The sequence below is a fragment of the Bacteroidota bacterium genome (assembly GCA_016715945.1).
Taxonomy (GTDB): Bacteria; Bacteroidota; Bacteroidia; order Bacteroidales; family F082; genus JALNZU01.
In genome coordinates this window covers 823065-839994 of record JADJXJ010000003.1, presented here as the reverse complement: position 1 = coordinate 839994, position 16930 = coordinate 823065, and the positions used below count along the sequence as shown (strand labels likewise).

Here is a 16930-nt window from a genome sequence, read left to right as displayed (position 1 = left end):
GAGTTACCCGAATTGCTGTTAATATTTAGTTTGAATAGTGATCACAGTATGAAAAGAATAAGGAGATCCGGACGAAATCATTCGTACAGCTCGCCTTGGGGCTCTTTGGGATTGGCAGGTGTGGTACCCTGCAACTTAAGCATGATGAAGCTGATGACTTCGAGACGCTGCCTGGGTGTGAGCTGGTCTTTGTAGGGAATCATTCCCTTCTCGATTACGCCGTTGGTAATCACATCAAACAGGTCTTCTACCCGGTTGCCATGGATCCAGTAGTTGTCGGTCATGTTGGGTCCAACCAATCCGCCGCCGTCTGCAAGGTGGCACACGGCGCAGATCTTGGTCCAGGTTTCTTTGCCGTTGTTGATCGAAAGGTCATCCTCGAGCAGTACCATTGCAAGCTCTTCAACCGGCCGGTTTACTTTCGGGGCAGCTGCCATCTCGCGCTGGAATTCTTTTTCCTGTATGAGGTCGTCGGCGCGAAACACCCACAGCCTCACCAGATATACCAGCGAGAAGACAATGGTGATGATGAACAACCACACCCACCACGAGGGCATGTCGTTATCCAGCTCCTTAATGCCATCGTATTCATGGCCCTTGATGAGGCGCACGTTGGTTGCACTGTCAACTTCGTGCTCCTGTCCGCTGTTGATATGTTTGTCTGTGTTGGTCATGTTTTAAATTTTTTGATGCGTTTGCACATTGTCGTCATTATTTTCCTCCTCGTCCAGCGGAAGGTGGCTGTATTCGTCCACTTGTTCGCGGCTCATCCTTGCCACATGCACGATCAAGCCCACGAACAAGGTGAAGAAAATAATCATCCCGATGATCGGAAATATCTGAATATCAGCCACTCCTTCCAGGACTTTGGTGACAATTTTCATAAGTCAGATTATTTCTGTCCGAGTGCGTTGTTTTCGTGGATATCCACACCAAGACGCATGATGTAGGCAATCAGGGCGATCACTTCCTTGTTTTCGTCCACTTCGATGCCACTCTGTTTGAGGTTGGCAGCAATTTCGCGGGCTTGTTTCATCAGGTCGTCATTGGCCTTTTGGTCATAACCTTCAGGATAGGGCACGCCCAGGGTTTGCATCACCCTGATCTTCTTTGGTGTGCTGCTGATATCCAGGTTGTTTTTGATCAGCCAGGGGTAAGGCGGCATGATCGACTGTGCAACCACCCGCTGCGGGTCGAGGAAGTGGTTGTAGTGCCATGAGGCAGGTTTGTACACCGGACTGGTTTTTACGCCTTCGCGGGCCAGGTCGGGACCGGTGCGCTTTGAGCCAAACTGGAACGGATGATCATACACTGTTTCGCCGGCTTTGGTATAATCGCCATAACGTTCAACCTCGGAGCGGAACGGACGGACCATCTGACTGTGGCACAGATAGCAACCTTCGCGCACATAGATATCCCGGCCTTGCAATTCTAGCGGGGTGTAGGGTTTGACGCTGGCAATGGTTGGCACATTCGACTTCACCATAAACATAGGCACAAATTCCACAATGCCACCGATGAGAATAGCCACCAGGGCCAGCACAGTGAAAAGTACCGGCTTTCCTTCGATGACACGATGGCCGCGGTCGACGCCATGCGACTGGCTCTCGAGGGCCGGTGCCTGGTCTTCTTCGAAAGGTACAAACTTGCCTGCCTGTGTGGTTTTGACCAGGTTATAAATCATGAGCAGAATACCAGTGATGTAGAGTGTTCCACCAAAGGCGCGGATATAGTACATGGGCAAAATCTGCACCACAGTTTCAATGAAGTTGGGGTATTTGAGAAAGCCTTCTTCTGTGAATTCCTTCCACATCAGGCTCTGGGTGAAGCCTGCAAAATAAAGCGGAATGGCAAAGAATAGCATACCGGTGGTAGAGAGCCAGAAATGTGCATTGGCAAGTCCTCTGCTGTAGAGCTTTACACTAAACAGACGAGGCCACAACCAGTAGAGCATCCCGAAGGTGAGCATGCCGTTCCAGCCCAGGGCGCCAATATGCACGTGGGCAATCGTCCAGTCGGTAAAGTGACTGAGGGCATTCACCGATTTGGTGGAGAGCATCGGCCCTTCGAAGGTAGACATCCCATAAGCTGTAACACCAACAACAAACATCTTCAGCACAGGATCCTCGCGCACTTTGTCCCAGGCGCCGCGCAATGTGAGCAAACCGTTGATCATCCCACCCCATGACGGCGCAATGAGCATTACAGAAAATACGACACCAAGCGCCTGAGCCCAGTCGGGCAAGGAAGAGTAAAGCAGATGGTGCGGGCCGGCCCAGATGTAAAGGAAAATGAGCGCCCAGAAGTGAATAATCGACAGACGATAAGAGTAAACAGGACGGTTGGCTGCCTTGGGGATAAAATAGTACATCAGCCCAAGGTAGGGTGTGGTGAGGAAAAATGCCACGGCATTGTGTCCGTACCACCATTGCACGAGTGCATCCTGTACGCCGGCATACACCGGATAGCTCTTTAAAAACGACACCGGAATGTTGATCGAGTTTACAACATGCAGCACAGCCACCGTGACAAAAGTGGCGATGTAGAACCAGATGGCCACATAAATATGCTTGGTTCGCCTGTTGACCATGGTCATTATCAGGTTGATACCAAATACTACCCAGATGACAGTAATGGCCAGGTCGATCGGCCACTCCAGTTCGGCATACTCTTTTCCGACCGTGTAGCCGAGCGGAAGCGTGAGGGCAGCGCTGACAATGATCAGTTGCCAGCCCCAGAAGTGGATCTTGCCCAGCAATTCGCTGTACATAGGTGTTTTGAGCAGCCTTGGCGTGCTGTAATAAACTGCCGTAAAAATCCCGTTGCCCACAAAGGCAAAAATCACGGCATTGGTGTGCAGGGGTCTCAGCCTGCCGAATGAGAGCCATGGAATGTTGGCGCTCAAATGCGGAAAGATAAGCTCAAGGGCAATGGTCAGCCCTACAAGCATGCCTACCAGACCCCATAAGATGGTGGCGTACATAAACATACGCACCAACCGGTTGTCGTAAGTAAACTTTTGCAGCTCCATGCGATGTTGGTTTTATTGGTTATTTGTGTTTGGTTTTTCGTTGTTCGGTTGGTCAGGCTGCTCGGTTGAAGGCTCTCCAAGGCCTGGTTTGCGCGGATCGAACAACATGCGCACCGATGGGGTGTAATCGTCGTCGTATTGCCCGCTTCGCACAGCCCAAATAAAAGCAACCACAAATCCGCCGGCCACCACTATACCAAGAAAAATCAGGAAAATTATTGCGCTCATTTTAGGTAATGGGGTGCTTGATTATGGTTATCACAAGCAAATTTATAAAAGTGTTAACGAAACTTAACACCTTTTAAGTTATTTGGAAAAATTCTAAATAAGACCCCCGAACCTTTTTATCTGGGCAAGTGTCTGTTTGCAAGCCACATTACGCAAAGGGTATCGAAGGCAACTACCGAAACCGAACTCACCGGCATAAGAATTGCCGCAACAATAGGTGATAGGTTTCCGCTGACTGCAAAACTCAGGCCGATAACATTGTAGAGAAATGAGATCACAAAACTCATTCGGATCACACGGAAACTCAGCCTGGAGAAGCGGAAAAAGCGGTGCAGGCTGCCAAAGCGCCCGGCATCGAGGATGGCATCGCAGGCAGGAGAAAAGCTGAACACGTCTTCAGCTATGCTGATCCCTGTGTGACTTTCGGCCAGGGCACCGGCATCATTGAGGCCGTCGCCAATCATGGCTACACGCTTGCCTTGTGCTTTGAGCCTGAGAATGTACTCCTTTTTATCGGTTGGCGACTGACCGAACCGCAAAGCTGTACGCTCGCCGAAAATCCCCCTGAGGTTTTGCGCTTCCGCATCATTATCCCCCGAAATGAGGTGGAGCTCGTAATGCTTCTCAAGCTCAGCCACGAGCGCTTTCAATCCCGGACGGTAAACGTTCGAAAAACGAAAATATCCGACAGGGCTGTTGTCGATAGCCACATAAACTCTTGTTTCGGAGGCACTTTCGTCAGATTCCTGACCAGTAACAAACTTCGACGAACCAAGGGTAATGCGTTTTCCTGATGCTTCGGCCATGATTCCTTGTCCCGGCAGCTCTTCGAAGCGGGAGACTTCCAGTTGTTCCTGGCCGGCCAGATGTTTGGCAATGGCCTGACTTAGTGGATGCGAGGAGTGCCGTACCACCGAATAAATCATTGTGAGTGTGGATTTGTCAGGCAATGTACCCTCCCAGTCCACATGCACACTGCGGTTGAGCGTCAAGGTACCGGTTTTGTCAAAAACGATGGTATTGGTTCGGTAAAGGTCTTCAACCACATCAGTCTTCTTCAGATAGAATCCCCTTCGGCCAAAGGCCCTGAGTGTGCTTCCGAATGTAAACGGCACTGTGAGTGCCAGCGCACACGGACATGCCACAATAAGCACCGACGCCAGCACATACACTGCTTTGCCAAAATCAATCCTCAGCCACCAAGCAAAAGCAGCGAATGCAATAACCAACACAACCACAGTAAAATACTTACTTACATTGTTGATGTGGTTGTTCAGGGTATGCAGCTCATCTTTCCGGCTGCTTTGGTTCCACAACTGCGTAAGGTAGCTTTGCTCCACCGGTTTTTCGACAACCAGATCGATGGAGCTTCCCACCTGGCGACCGCCGGCATAAATAAAATCGCCCTTTGCCCTTGCAACCGGAAGCGATTCGCCGGTAACAAAGGAATAATCGATGTTGCCCTGCCCCTCAACAAGTATGGCATCGGCCGGCACAAGTTCCTGGCTGTGGATGCGAATCCGGTCGCCTTTTTTCAGCGCTGCAATAGGGGTCTGCACCTCCTCATCACCCACCATAAGTGTAACAGCCACAGGGAAATAGCTCCGGTAATCGCGCTCGAACGATAAGGCTTCGTAGGTCTTGCCCTGATACCATTTGCCAATGAGCAGGAAAAACAATAACCCAGCCAGCGAGTCCATGTATCCGATCCCATTGCCGTTGAAAACCTCCCAGGAGCTTTGTAAGAATAGTGCAATGATGCCCAGGGTAATGGGCACATCAAGGCTTATCACCTTGTGCTTCAACCCTTTCCATGCAGCCAGATAGTAATCGCTTGCACTGTAGAACACTACCGGTAGGATGAGAACAAAACTAAGCCAACCAAAAACATGCTTAAAGTTTTCCTCCAGCAGGTGGCCCCCGGGGACATACTCCGGGAAGCTGTACATCATGATGTTGAGAAAACTAAAGGATGCGATGCCGAGTTTGAGCAACAGGCTTTTGTTGTTCCTGACCTTTTCGGGCGCATCAAGGTGGCTCAGGTTGATTTCGGGCACGTAATGAATGGCGGCAAGCAGTTCGGCCACCTGCCGCAGGCTGATTTTCTCGGGACGGAAGCTGATTGTAACTTCTTTGCGGGGGAAGTTGACCGAAGAAAAAACAATACCCTCATTGAGCGATTCGAGGTGTTCGAGCAGCCAGATGCATGAGGCGCAATGTATGGCAGGCACAAAAAACCTGACCCTCGCTGTTTGCCCATCGTTGAACAACAACAACCTCGAAGCGATGTCCTCATTGTCGAGGAAGGCAAACTTTTTGAGGGGCTGACCGGTTTCGATCTTCACCCCGGCCATGGGTTGTATTTCGTAATACTGGGTCAGCTCCTTTTCGTGCAGGATCTGATATACTGTACTGCATCCGTGGCAGCAAAAATTTTTTTCGTTCCACACCACAGGATGGCTGCCACAGTCGGCGCCGCAATGCACGCAGGCATTTTCGCTCATTGGTTGTTCCGGATAGATTTCTTAAAAGTAATCTTCCACATACCGCGCAGTTCCATTTCCCTGAAAGCGATGGCCTTGTCATCCGGATAGAGTGTCCGGATCAGGCTCATGGTTTGTGGCGCAATATCCGTTTCTGGCAGGCCGTGGCATTGCAGGCAGGCCGGCAAAGTAAGGATGGGTGCCAGGTACACAAATTGCCCGCTTGCGTTTTGCAAGAGCGTATCCGGCAGGCTGCCTTGCATAAGATTCATGCTTGCGAACTTCCGCATGATTTCTTCGTCATCAGGCTCCGGAGCATTCTCCGGGTTGCGGTAGCGCATGGCTGTGCGCCTGATGCTGACATCCATGGCCTGCGAGAGCGAGTCGGTGATGGGCAAGGCATGCACATTGCAGAATGCTATGGCGCCTTCGGTGCCTCGCTCACCTATAGCTTGTTGCAACCTGGCGCTGAGTGCCCCGAAGCTCAGCCTGACTACTTCCCTTCCCTGCTGCAAATGAGCCTGGTAAAGGCTGTCGGCTGCACGATCGCTCCCAGATGTTTCATGCCGATTGGCAGTGCGACAACCGCTGATCATCCACACTAAAACTGTGAGAAGCAAAATGTTTTTCATATGCCCGTATTTTTTCAAGGTTGAATGAATGCCTGAATTTCTTCGGTGGTGGCCTGCCGGCATTGAATAACCTTGCCTGTAAACAGCAGGTTGATCCCGGCGAGGTGATGGTTAAAATCCAGCTTTACCTTATCTGTTTGTACCTCAATCACTTTACCATAGTATCTGTTGCCTTGCGCATCCCCCATGGGGAAAATGTTGCCCACCTTTAATGCTTCAAAGTCAAGGTTTCCGTATTCATCAGCGAAATTTTCGATGGGCACAAACACCACAGCCTTCGGATTAACCTGCCCATAAGCTTCTTCGGCACTCAGCTCAAAACTGAATGCTTCACCCGAAGCGCGACCTTCCAGATTTTTCTCGAAGGCGTCCAACAAAAGTCCGTAGCCAAATAAGAGGTCCTGCTCGTTATACTCGCCTATCGTTTGACCGGTTGTGGCATTGCTTAAACTGTAGCTGAGGGTGGCTATGGTTCCTTTGGTAATTTTTGTTGATGTCATATTTATTTAGTGAGCAAAAAGCCTCCCAAGGGACTTCGGGAGGCTTTGACGTAGCTATAGTTTTGATTTACAATCACTTTTGCAGTGAACGAACGTAATGAATGATTTTCCATCTGTTCTCGGGCAAAATCTGTCCCGCGTGGGCGCCCATGAGGCCTGAGAGCGAACCCATGGTGATCACATGATAAATTTCGCCGTCGGGTTTATTTTTCACATAATCGTCCACCAGCGAGGTTGGCTTGGCTACAAAAAGCCCGCTGCTGTAAAGGTGACCGTCGCCTTTGCCCTTCTCGCCGTGGCAGATCTTGCAATAAATATCGTATTGTTCTTTTCCTTTGGCAAGCACCTGATCATCGAGTACGATGGGATTGGTCAGCTCAAGGCCGGCTCTTTGCTGATCTTCGAACGACTTAGGCTTGTAGGGGTAAGGCTCGGGGCCTCCACGAAAGATGGTGCCCTCCGCGGGCAGCCGGTTCGTTTTGCCCTCAGCAAATACAGGATTCTCGGAATAGGTTTCGTAGGCCACAGGATAATGCATATCCGGAAAATAAATATAGCCGGGATGATTCTTGTCCTTGTTGCATGCACTAGCAAGCAGGGCCAGCAATGCCAGCAGGCTGAGGTATTTCAGGTTTTTCATTTGTCGGATCTTGTTTACCATAACGAATCTGCTGTCATTAGTAATTTGTGTGATAATCAAGGCTTTCCTCGTAGTAAGGATGTTTCTCCGGCACGAGGGGAGCTTTGCTCATGGTGTAAAGCGCTACGAGCATAAACAAACCAGCATAACCAATCGTCATCCCAATTTCAAGCAGTCCGATTCCGGCTTTTTCACCACCAACCGCTCCGGGCATAATCATCTGATACAAATCCACCCAGTGACCGATGAAAACGACCAGTGAAACAGGCACCAGAACACTGAAGGTACGCTTCGAATTGCGGGTCATCAGGGCAAAGAAGGGCACCACAAACGAAAGCACAAGATTGAGATAAAATACCGTGGAGAAATCTTTCAAACGGTAATAGTAGTAAACGGTTTCCTCCGGGATGTTGGCATACCAGATGAGCAGGTACTGGGCAAACCAGAGATAGGCCCAGAAGATGCTGAAGCCAAAAAGGTATTTGCCGAGATCATGAAGATGTTCTTTATTGACGTGTTCCATGTAGCCCATCTGCTTCAACACAAAAAGTATGAGGATATACACTGCAATGCCTGAGGCAAGCATCGAGCTGAAGGCATACCAGCCATAAAGGGTGCTGAACCAGTGGGGATCGAGCGACATGAGCCAGTCCCAGGCCGAAACCACGCTCGTGAGGGCATACACCACCACAAAAATGGCCGACCTCACCCTCATCTGGCTGAAATATTTCATGTTCCCGCTGTCGAGACCAAGGGATGATTTGCGGATAAAATGGGCGAGCAGTGCCCAGGCAGTCAAAATGACTACGGCACGAATGTAAAAGAATGGTTCGTTGAGGTAGGGTTGCTTTTTGAGCAGCAATTCATCCAAATGGTCTTCGTGCGTCCAGACATAAATGCTGTGCAATCCGCCCAAAAGGAAGAACAACAACAGCAAAGCCGCACCTACCGGTATGAATGCCGACATGCCTTCGCCTATGCGTTGCACACTGGTATGCCAACCTGACTCGCTGATGGCGTGAACGGCCACGAAGAACAATCCGATCAGACCGAGATTTAGAAAATAGTAATTGTTGAGCAGAAAGTTGGCTGCGATGCGCTTGCCATCGGTGCCCATCACGAAGGCCATCAGGATCGATAAGAGGCCTATACCGATCATGGCCCCCAGGATGGTGTAGGTTTTTTTGCTGACGCTCAGTGTATTATTCATGGCTCAGGTCTTTTAGGGTTATACCTTCGGCTCCGGCCTCGGTCATGACTGTTTTAATTTGTTCCATTTGTTTCTCATCGTCTTCAGGCAAGGCAACGACCACCAGGAAATGGTCGTCGGTTGTGCGCTCGTCGTGGATGAGAGGTTTGGCGCCGGGGCCGATATTGTGGCTGATAAAATAGGCGATGACCATCGAGAATGCGGCAAACAATACAGTAAGCTCAAAGGTAACCGGCATAAACGATGGGGCGGAAAACAGCGGCTTACCACCGAAATTGATGGGATACGCTACGGTGAAAACCCAGGCCTGGAATAAAAATCCCAGGATGCCACCAATGGCACCGCCTGCAAAGGCAACGCGCGTTAGCCGCGAACGCCGCAAACCGAGTGCCTTGTCGAGGCCGTGAACCGGGAACGGACTCAATACATCTGCCACTTGCAAACCTTTGCTTTTCATGTGTTTTACACCTTTGAGCAAGTCGCCTTCGTCGAGATAATAAGCTGTGATATACTTCTTAGTGCTCATGATGATCATGCTTTTGATTTTCGCCTGACGATTTGAGTACGCTCTTCACTTCGGCTATGGCAACCACCGGGAAGACCCTGACAAAGAGCAGGAAAGCCGTAAAGAAAATACCCAGTGTGCCGATGTACAGGCCCACCTCTACCCAGGTTGCCGAATACATCGACCAGCTTGACGGCAGGTAGTCGCGGTGGAGCGAGGTGACCACGATCACAAAACGTTCGAACCACATGCCGATGTTTACGAAGATCGAAATGATGAATACAACCACCATGTTCGTCCGGATCTTTTTGAACCAGAACAGCTGGGGTGTGATTACATTGCAGGTCATCATAATCCAGTAAGCCCAGGCATACGGACCGAATGCCCTGTTTACGAACGCATATTGCTCGTAAACCACCCCTGAGTACCAGGCAATAAAGAACTCGGTGAGGTAGGCAATACCCACAATCGAACCGGTGAGGATGATAATCTTGGTCATCGATTCCACATGGGCCACAGTGATGTATTCTTCGAGGTTGAGTGCTTTGCGGGCAACGACAAGCAGGGTGAGCACCATGGCAAATCCGGAGAAGATGGCACCCGACACAAAATAAGGCGGGAAGATGGTGGTGTGCCAACCGGGAATGACCGAGGTGGCAAAGTCGAAGCTTACGATGGTGTGTACCGAAAGCACCAGCGGAGCTGCCAGACCGGCCAGGATCAGGCTGACTGTTTCGTGACGCGCCCAGTTTTTGGCCGAACCGGTCCATCCAAAACTCAGGAAACCGTAGATTGCCTTGCGAATCTTGTTTTTAGCCTTGTCGCGCACGGTAGCAATGTCGGGGATAAGCCCCACATACCAGAAGACCAGCGAAACCAGAAAGTAAGTGGTGATGGCAAATACGTCCCAGAGCAAGGGGGAGTTGAAGTTGACCCAAAGTGCTCGGGTATTCGGGTAAGGGAAGATAAAAAACCCAAGCAGCAGACGACCCATGTGGATGGTGGGGAAGAAGCCTGCCGCAGCAATGGCAATGAGGGTCATGGCTTCGGCCGAACGGTTGATGGAAGTTCTCCATTTTTGCCTGAAAAGCAACAAAATGGCCGAGATAAATGTGCCGGCGTGACCGATACCGACCCACCAGACGAAGTTGGTGATGTCCCAGCCCCAGCCAATTGTTCTGTTCAAACCCCAGGTACCTATACCTTTATAAACCGTGAGGTAGGAAGTGTAGGCGCCGATCAGGGCTGCGATGCCTGCCAGGGTAATGCCGATGTACCAGTATTTCGACGGTTTGCCCGCCATGGGAGCCAGGATGTCGCGGGTCACCTGGCTGTAGGTCTTGCCTCCCCTGATGAGCGGTTCTCTGATTGGAGATACGTACATTATGGTTTGTTTTTTGGTTATACGCTCGCGTTCTTAACTTTAGTAAGGTAGCCAACCGAAGGCAGGGTGTGAAGCTCTTCGAGCAGGTGGTAATTGCGCTGGTCGGCAAACAGCTTCGAAACCTTGCTTTCTTTGTCGTTGAGGTTACCGAACACAATTGCCTGCGAAGGACAAGCCTGTGCACAGGCGGGCACAACTTCGCCATCGCGCAGCTGACGGCTTTCTTTCTTGGCTTCGAGTTTTTTCTCCTGGATGCGCTGCACGCAGAATGAGCATTTCTCGATTACCCCTTTTGCGCGGACAGTTACATCGGGATTGAGCACCATTCGCCTGAGGTCGGTCGTCATTTCCACCTTATCGTATGTGTTGCCTTTGAATGTATCGGCACCATTGTAATCGAAAAAGTTGAAACGGCGCACTTTGTATGGGCAGTTGTTGGCGCAGTAACGTGTACCTATGCAACGGTTGTAAGCCATCTGATTGATACCCTCCGAGCTGTGGGTGGTAGCTGCCACCGGGCAGACGTTTTCGCAAGGGGCGTTGTCGCAGTGCTGACACATGACAGGCTGACGAACAATGGCCGGGTTATCCGGATCGCCGGTATAATACCTGTCGATTCGGATCCAGTGCATCTCGCGCACCATCAGCACCTGTTCCTTGCCAACCACGGGCACGTTGTTTTCGGCCGAGCAGGCTACCACACAGGCGTTGCAACCCGTACAACTGTTCAGGTCGATGGCCATGCCCCAGTGCAAACCATCGAAGCTTGCCTTGGGATAAAGCGTTTTGAGGTGTTCCTGAATTTCCTTGCGCACTTCATTGCCTGCCATGGGATTTTCTTTCCATTCGGCAAGTGTGGTCTCACGCACAATCGCCCTGCCTTCCATGCTGTGATGGGTTTGTGTGCGGGCCACGGGATACTTGCCACCAACTACCTTAAGGTCAACACCTTTGGTAGCGTACTGGCGCAATCCGTTGGCAAGGCTCATCAGCGGGAACGCATTCTTGCCTACACCTTTGGAGGCTGCACCGCCCACTTCGTGTCCGTAACCAAGGGCAATGCCTAGAGTTTTGTATTCCTGTCCGGGCTGGATGAGTGCAGGCAATTCCACGCCGTTCACATTCACAAGCATCTCGTCTTTGATACCGAGCTCATCGGCCAGCCTGGGCGAAATGGCCACATAGTTGTCCCAGCAAGCCTTGCTAACAGGGTCAGGAAGTTCCTGCAGCCAGGGATTGTTGCCGTGTTTGCCCGTGCCTACGCCGACAGTGGTGTAGAACACAAGCTCAAGCTGGTCGTCGGATGAATCGTAAACCTGGATGGCGGATGCCAGTTCAAGGGCATTTGGTGCTGAAACGCTTTCTTTTTCTCCGGTTACAAACACCCCATCGTGAATGCACTTATTCCAGAACGAGGTAAACGAACCCGCATATCCCGACCTGGGGTACACCGTGTTTTGCCATACTTTTTGCAGAAACTCGCGGTAGTCCTGATCCTGCCCTGCCCATTTGAGCAGGCTCCGTTGTGCAGCCCTGGTATTGAAAATGGGTCGGATAGCAGGTTGTGCGGTAGAGTACACCCCGGTCTTTACCTCCACGTCACCCCAGTTTTCAAGATAGTGGTGGTCGGGGCAGATGTAGTTGCAGACTTCGGCTGTTTCGTCTTTGTGCACGGCCAGTGAAATGCTAAGCGGCACCTTGCTCATTGCATCGGCAAAACCCGCGTAGTCGTAGGCAGGATTCACATCCCACACGATCAGGGCATCCACCTTACCGGCATTCATTTCGGACAGCAGGGTCTGCATCTGGTTATCGTCGGCTTTGCGGAGCTTGAGGTGAACATCGGTTTCGATGGTGTTTCCGTAGTTGCCAAGGATCTGGTTGATGCCGTTGACCAGAAGCTGGCAATCGGTATCATTGCTGCCACAAACAACCAAGGATTTTCCGGCATGGTTCCAGAGTTCATCGGCCAGGCGGTTCACGTCCACCGGCAGCTCAGCGTTTTTCGGGGCTGCCATACCTGCCTTGGTTTTGAGTGCATTAAGCAGACCTGCGAGCACAGCTTTCTGCTGCGAAGGCCGAAGCAAAATACGCTCGTCGGCATTGGAGCCTGTCATCGAAAAGTTGCCTTCGACCTGGATGTGGCGCGACATATGTTTTTTGTCCTCCCCAACCTTGCGGCCTTTGGCATATTGCGATGCAAACTCAACCGGAGAAAGCCAGGTTCCCAGAAAATCAGCTTCAAAGCTGAGAATCAGGTCGGCTTTGTCGAACCTGTAGCCTGGGATGAAAGGCTTGCCAAAAGTAGCTTCGTTGGCCTTGAGCATAGCCGAGGCCGAAAGCACATCGTATTGGATGTGTGTTGCTTCGGGATAAGTTTTCAAAAATTCGGCGATGGCTGCAGCTGATCCGGGACTGGCTATGGTTGGCGTGAGCAAGGCGATGCGTCCACCTTTAGCCTTTACTGTTTCCAGTTTGGCCACGATTTCAGCATCTATGCTTTCCCAGTCGGTATCGTTGCCGGCCATTCTGGGGCCTTTGTAACGGATATCGTCGTACAAATCGAGCACCGAGGCCTGTGCACGGGCGCTCGTGCCGCCGTTGGTTACGGGTGAGAGTTTATTGCCTTCAATTTTGATGGGGCGGCCATCGCGCACCTTGACCAGCACGCTGCAATAATCCACACCATCGAAATAGGAGCTGGCATAATACACCGCCTTGCCCGGGATGATGCCTTCGGGTTGAACCAGCAAGGGAATGGCCTTACGCACAGGCTGTTCGCAGCTGGAGGCAATTGCAGCCGAGGCAATGGTGAAGCCAAATGCCTTCAGGAAATCGCGGCGGGAAGTCCCGGCCGACTTGCTTTCCTGCTGCAATTGCATGATGAATTTTTTATCGCCATAAGTCTTTTGCTCTTCCCTCTCGAGGTCGAGGCTCAGTTCTTCCAGGCTTCTGAAATATTTCTTTTCCATCAGGATGAGTTTTGCTTAGTAATGACACTTCATGCATTCGCCACCACCCACCATATCGGGTGTTACCCTGCGAATCCGTCCTTCTTTGAATTCCTCGTGCAACTTGGCATAGGTTTCATAAAAACCGTTGCTGCCAAACTGAACTTCCTTCGTGCGGTGGCAATCCAGACACCATCCCATGCTCAGATTGCTCACCTGCATTACCTCGTGCATGGTTTCCACCTGACCGTGGCACTCTGCGCAATCGAGTTTGCCGGCATTCACATGCTGTGCATGGTTGAAGTACACATGATCTGGCAGGTTGTGTACACGTACCCATTCGATGGGCTGGCCGGTTTCCCATGCCTTGATAATTTTGGCTATCTCTTCGGTGCCGGTGATTTTGCCCTGACGGACTACATTATGGCAGTTCATGCACAAACCGGCATTGGGTATTCCGGCCTGTTTGCCATAATCCACGCCCGTGTGGCAGTATTTGCAGTCGATCTGGTTTTGCTCGGCATGCACCTTGTGCGAAAACCAGATTGGCTGTGTTGGCTGATAGTATTGTTGCCTGCCGAGCGCTGTGGCTTCTTTGTAAGTGATTTCTAGGATAATAAACACTGCCACAAGGCTCATGGTGATGTGCACAAACCGGGCTTTGACCACCTTGGTGACAAAGAGATCGAAGAGCGCCACAAGCAGGACAATGAGCGAAATGAAGAACGTTGTTCCAAAATTGCGGTTGGCATCGCGCTCAATTTCGAGCAAACGTTGCTGGCGTGCTTCCTGCTCGGCAGCAATCTGGGCTGCAAGCGCTGCCTGTTCGGCCTGGGCTTCCGACTGGGCGGTAAGGTATTCATCGGCAACTTTTCCACCATTCTCGATATACTTGAGAATGTCGATGATTTGCTCGTCCGTCAGATCGTGCGATGGCATGGGTATGCGGTTGTATTCCTCCCATATTTTTACAGCTTCCGGATCGCCGGCCTGTATCATTGCCTGCGAGTTCCGAATGAAGCTGATCAGCCATTCCTGCGAGTGGCGCTGGGTAACGCCGGCAAGATTGGGACCTACAAGTTTAGGGCCTTCGATGTTGTGACAGGCTTTGCATTGCTGGAAGTTTTTTTCCGCCTCAGGGGTTTGTGCCCCCAGCCGGAAAACGGAAAGCCAAAGCATGGCCATGGTCAGAATCATGGCACGCCTGAGCATTCCCACTCTCCCGAAGGATGGTAGCGTTTTCAACATAAGTATGCTGGTTTGATTTTTAAGTTGTTGATGTTTGTTGCAAATAAACACAAAGTGCTCATTCAGAATATGTTGTGAGTGTATCAGAGACAGTGGTTGATAAAAAAGCTTATTTAGACTTTTTTAACACAAAAATACAATTCAGCATCAACATACCACAATTTAGGTATGCACATTGAAAATTTTTTTTTCGAAATACTGGGCATTCAATGGCTTTTGAAGCCATAATGCTGTTTTTCAGCTATTTAAAATCGGGCAAGCCTTCACCAGCTTCCTCCGGCTCCCCCGCCCCCGAAGCTTCCGCCACCGAAACCGCCAAAACCTCCACCCCCAAAACCACGACCACCAGAACCTCCTGAGAATCTGCCCCAACTGCCCGAATGACCTTTGTTGGCCATCGATGCCAACCAGATGAGGGTCCAAAGGTCGGGGCTTTTCATCCGGCCGCCGCTCATATGGTTGCTCTTATTGCCAAAGATGATCAGCAAAACCACAAACAGGATGAACGCCAGCAGTACAAGTCCAAGCGCAGGCGGAAGAGGTTCTTCCTTTCCGGTGCCCTGATAAGTGCCGGCAGCAAGCGCAATGATCGCATCTACGGCTTTGTCAATTCCCTGGTAATAATTGCCATTTCTGAAATAAGGAATCATCTCATTTTCGACAATGCGGCGGGCACGTGCATCGGGCACTTTCTCTTCCATGCCATAACCTGTGGCTATAAAAGCCTGACCACGTGAACGTTCGGTTTTGGGTTTCACAAGAATGACCACCCCATTGTTGAATCCTCTACGGCCCACACCCCAGCTTTCGCCAATGCGGAAGGCATAGTCGGCCGGGTCAAGCCCCTGAAGATCAGGCACAGTGAGTACCAAAATCTGTGTTGAGGTGCTGTCGTCGTAGGCCACAAGCTTACGCTCAAGCGCCTGCTGTTCCGACGAATTCAAAATGCCGGCCATGTCAACCACCAAACGGGGTGGGTCGGGTGGCGAAGGCAATTGCGCCCGAAGCAAGCCACCAAGCAGCAGAAAAACAAGCAGAAGCGGTAACTCAAGCCTTGGTAAACGATATCTCGTCGGATAATTCATTGGTGTCGTCGTCTTGATATGGGAAATGCTTTTTGAGCTTAGCGCCAATGCGCCCGATGGCTTTGATCAATCCGGCCACATATTTGCCCCGCTTGAAGTGCTCGGCCATCATATGCCTGACATCTTCCCAGTAATTGGGTTCCACCACAGCATTGATGCCTGCATCGCCAATGACGGCGAACTTACGGTCTTTGACAGCAATATAAATGAGCACACCATTGCGCTCGGCTGTCTGCATCATACCGAGCTTTTCAAAAAGGTAAGCCGCACGGTCGAGCACCTCGCCCTCGCACCTCTCCTCGAGGTGCACGCGTATTTCGCCCGAGGTGGACAGCTCCGCTTGGCGGATGGCATCCACGATCTGTTCCTTTTGCTCGGGACTAAAAAAATTCCTGGCTCCGGGCATGGCAGCTTCCTGACTAAAACTCAACTTTTGGGGCTTCCTCAGCGCCTTCCTTTGCCTCGAAATATGGCTTTGCTTCGAAACCAAACATGCCTGCCAGCAGGTTCTGCGGGAACGACTTGATGAAAGTGTTGAATTCCCTGGTGGTGTCGTTAAATTTCATGCGCTCTACAGCAATGCGGTTTTCGGTACCTTCGAGCTGCGACTGAAGTTCGAGAAAGTTTTGATTCGACTTGAGTTCAGGATATTGCTCCACCACCACCATCAGGCGGGCCAATGCGCTGCTGAGGCCGGCCTGTGCTTCCTGAAATGCCTTGAGGTTTTCGGGGGTCAGGTTGTCGGCCGATAGGTTTACCGAGGTGGCTTTGGCCCTTGCTTCGACCACCCCAATCAGGACGTCCTGCTCCTGGGCTGCAAAACCTTTAACCGTATTCACCAGGTTGGGAATCAGGTCGGCCCGGCGCTGGTACACGTTTTCCACCTGAGCCCACTGGGCATCCACCTGCTCCCCAAGACGCACCATGTTATTATAGGTGTTCTTGAAGAAGCTGTAAAACAAAAGGATTACAACAACGATTACACCAATGGTGATGAGGGTTTTTTTCATGGCTGTCATTTTTTATGAACGGG

General features: G+C 51.0%; 16 protein-coding genes. All 16 read right to left on the bottom strand.

The annotated features are described in order from the left end of the window. Positions 1-77: 77 nt before the first annotated feature. The 16 genes from IPM52_13935 to IPM52_13860 all read right to left on the bottom strand — a co-directional run bounded on the left by IPM52_13935 (position 78) and on the right by IPM52_13860 (position 16907). A complete protein-coding gene (locus IPM52_13935; protein MBK9292707.1) occupies positions 78-674 on the bottom strand; it encodes a c-type cytochrome in 597 nt (198 codons plus the stop codon). 3 nt (positions 675-677) lie between these two features. Further along, positions 678-884, bottom strand: a complete 207-nt coding sequence (locus tag IPM52_13930; GenBank protein ID MBK9292706.1) for a cbb3-type cytochrome c oxidase subunit 3 — start codon at positions 882-884, stop codon at positions 678-680. 8 nt (positions 885-892) lie between these two features. Further along, entirely contained in the window at positions 893-3031 is a 2139-nt protein-coding gene (ccoN, locus tag IPM52_13925) for a cytochrome-c oxidase, cbb3-type subunit I (protein MBK9292705.1), read from the bottom strand. A gap of 12 nt (positions 3032-3043) precedes the next feature. Further along, positions 3044-3259, bottom strand: a complete 216-nt coding sequence (gene ccoS / locus IPM52_13920; protein MBK9292704.1) for a cbb3-type cytochrome oxidase assembly protein CcoS — start codon at positions 3257-3259, stop codon at positions 3044-3046. Positions 3260-3375: 116 nt separating this feature from the next. Beyond that, positions 3376-5763 (bottom strand): heavy metal translocating P-type ATPase metal-binding domain-containing protein, encoded by a 2388-nt coding sequence (locus IPM52_13915; protein ID MBK9292703.1) that lies wholly within the window; start codon positions 5761-5763, stop codon positions 3376-3378. Continuing rightward, a complete protein-coding gene (locus IPM52_13910; protein ID MBK9292702.1) occupies positions 5760-6374 on the bottom strand; it encodes a DUF3365 domain-containing protein in 615 nt (204 codons plus the stop codon). Before IPM52_13910 ends, IPM52_13915 begins: the two co-directional genes overlap by 4 nt. A 14-nt stretch (positions 6375-6388) precedes the next feature. Next, positions 6389-6874, bottom strand: a complete 486-nt coding sequence (locus IPM52_13905) for a peptidylprolyl isomerase (protein ID MBK9292701.1) — start codon at positions 6872-6874, stop codon at positions 6389-6391. 73 nt (positions 6875-6947) lie between these two features. Next, positions 6948-7514: a c-type cytochrome gene (locus tag IPM52_13900; GenBank protein ID MBK9292700.1), complete on the bottom strand. Its 567-nt coding sequence runs from the start codon at positions 7512-7514 to the stop codon at positions 6948-6950. 37 nt (positions 7515-7551) lie between these two features. Continuing rightward, positions 7552-8724: a quinol:cytochrome C oxidoreductase gene (locus tag IPM52_13895; GenBank protein ID MBK9292699.1), complete on the bottom strand. Its 1173-nt coding sequence runs from the start codon at positions 8722-8724 to the stop codon at positions 7552-7554. Continuing rightward, the gene (locus tag IPM52_13890; GenBank protein ID MBK9292698.1) at positions 8717-9250 is read right to left on the bottom strand and encodes a DUF3341 domain-containing protein; all 534 of its coding nucleotides are present in this window, start codon (positions 9248-9250) and stop codon (positions 8717-8719) included. The genes IPM52_13895 and IPM52_13890 overlap by 8 nt, the downstream gene beginning before the upstream one ends. Further along, positions 9240-10616: a polysulfide reductase NrfD gene (gene nrfD / locus IPM52_13885; GenBank protein ID MBK9292697.1), complete on the bottom strand. Its 1377-nt coding sequence runs from the start codon at positions 10614-10616 to the stop codon at positions 9240-9242. The genes IPM52_13890 and nrfD overlap by 11 nt, the downstream gene beginning before the upstream one ends. Positions 10617-10630: 14 nt before the next feature. Beyond that, positions 10631-13585 (bottom strand): Fe-S-cluster-containing hydrogenase, encoded by a 2955-nt coding sequence (locus IPM52_13880; GenBank protein MBK9292696.1) that lies wholly within the window; start codon positions 13583-13585, stop codon positions 10631-10633. 15 nt (positions 13586-13600) lie between these two features. Next, positions 13601-14812, bottom strand: coding sequence for a c-type cytochrome (locus IPM52_13875; GenBank protein MBK9292695.1), 1212 nt, complete (start codon positions 14810-14812; stop codon positions 13601-13603). A gap of 263 nt (positions 14813-15075) precedes the next feature. Then, entirely contained in the window at positions 15076-15897 is an 822-nt protein-coding gene (locus IPM52_13870; GenBank protein ID MBK9292694.1) for a TPM domain-containing protein, read from the bottom strand. Then, positions 15860-16303 carry a TPM domain-containing protein gene (locus IPM52_13865; protein ID MBK9292693.1) on the bottom strand — a complete coding sequence of 148 codons (444 nt, stop codon included), beginning with the start codon at positions 16301-16303 and terminating at the stop codon, positions 15860-15862. The genes IPM52_13870 and IPM52_13865 overlap by 38 nt, the downstream gene beginning before the upstream one ends. Before the next feature lie 13 nt (positions 16304-16316). Further along, on the bottom strand, positions 16317-16907 hold the full coding sequence (locus IPM52_13860; GenBank protein MBK9292692.1) for a LemA family protein: 591 nt from the start codon (positions 16905-16907) through the stop codon (positions 16317-16319). Positions 16908-16930: the final 23 nt, after the last annotated feature.

Bases quoted from the DNA above. Each gene is read 5' to 3' on its own strand.
- IPM52_13875 (MBK9292695.1), bottom strand. From the start codon at position 14,812: ATGTTGAAAACGCTACCATCCTTCGGGAGAGTGGGAATGCTCAGGCGT.
- IPM52_13935 (MBK9292707.1), bottom strand. From the start codon at position 674: ATGACCAACACAGACAAACATATCAACAGCGGACAGGAGCACGAAGTT.
- IPM52_13880 (MBK9292696.1), bottom strand. From the start codon at position 13,585: ATGGAAAAGAAATATTTCAGAAGCCTGGAAGAACTGAGCCTCGACCTC.
- IPM52_13915 (MBK9292703.1), bottom strand. From the start codon at position 5,763: ATGAGCGAAAATGCCTGCGTGCATTGCGGCGCCGACTGTGGCAGCCAT.
- IPM52_13910 (MBK9292702.1), bottom strand. From the start codon at position 6,374: ATGAAAAACATTTTGCTTCTCACAGTTTTAGTGTGGATGATCAGCGGT.
- IPM52_13905 (MBK9292701.1), bottom strand. From the start codon at position 6,874: ATGACATCAACAAAAATTACCAAAGGAACCATAGCCACCCTCAGCTAC.
- IPM52_13900 (MBK9292700.1), bottom strand. From the start codon at position 7,514: ATGAAAAACCTGAAATACCTCAGCCTGCTGGCATTGCTGGCCCTGCTT.
- IPM52_13860 (MBK9292692.1), bottom strand. From the start codon at position 16,907: ATGAAAAAAACCCTCATCACCATTGGTGTAATCGTTGTTGTAATCCTT.
- IPM52_13870 (MBK9292694.1), bottom strand. From the start codon at position 15,897: ATGAATTATCCGACGAGATATCGTTTACCAAGGCTTGAGTTACCGCTT.
- IPM52_13890 (MBK9292698.1), bottom strand. From the start codon at position 9,250: ATGAGCACTAAGAAGTATATCACAGCTTATTATCTCGACGAAGGCGAC.
- IPM52_13865 (MBK9292693.1), bottom strand. From the start codon at position 16,303: ATGCCCGGAGCCAGGAATTTTTTTAGTCCCGAGCAAAAGGAACAGATC.
- IPM52_13930 (MBK9292706.1), bottom strand. From the start codon at position 884: ATGAAAATTGTCACCAAAGTCCTGGAAGGAGTGGCTGATATTCAGATA.
- ccoN (MBK9292705.1), bottom strand. From the start codon at position 3,031: ATGGAGCTGCAAAAGTTTACTTACGACAACCGGTTGGTGCGTATGTTT.
- ccoS (MBK9292704.1), bottom strand. From the start codon at position 3,259: ATGAGCGCAATAATTTTCCTGATTTTTCTTGGTATAGTGGTGGCCGGC.
- IPM52_13895 (MBK9292699.1), bottom strand. From the start codon at position 8,724: ATGAATAATACACTGAGCGTCAGCAAAAAAACCTACACCATCCTGGGG.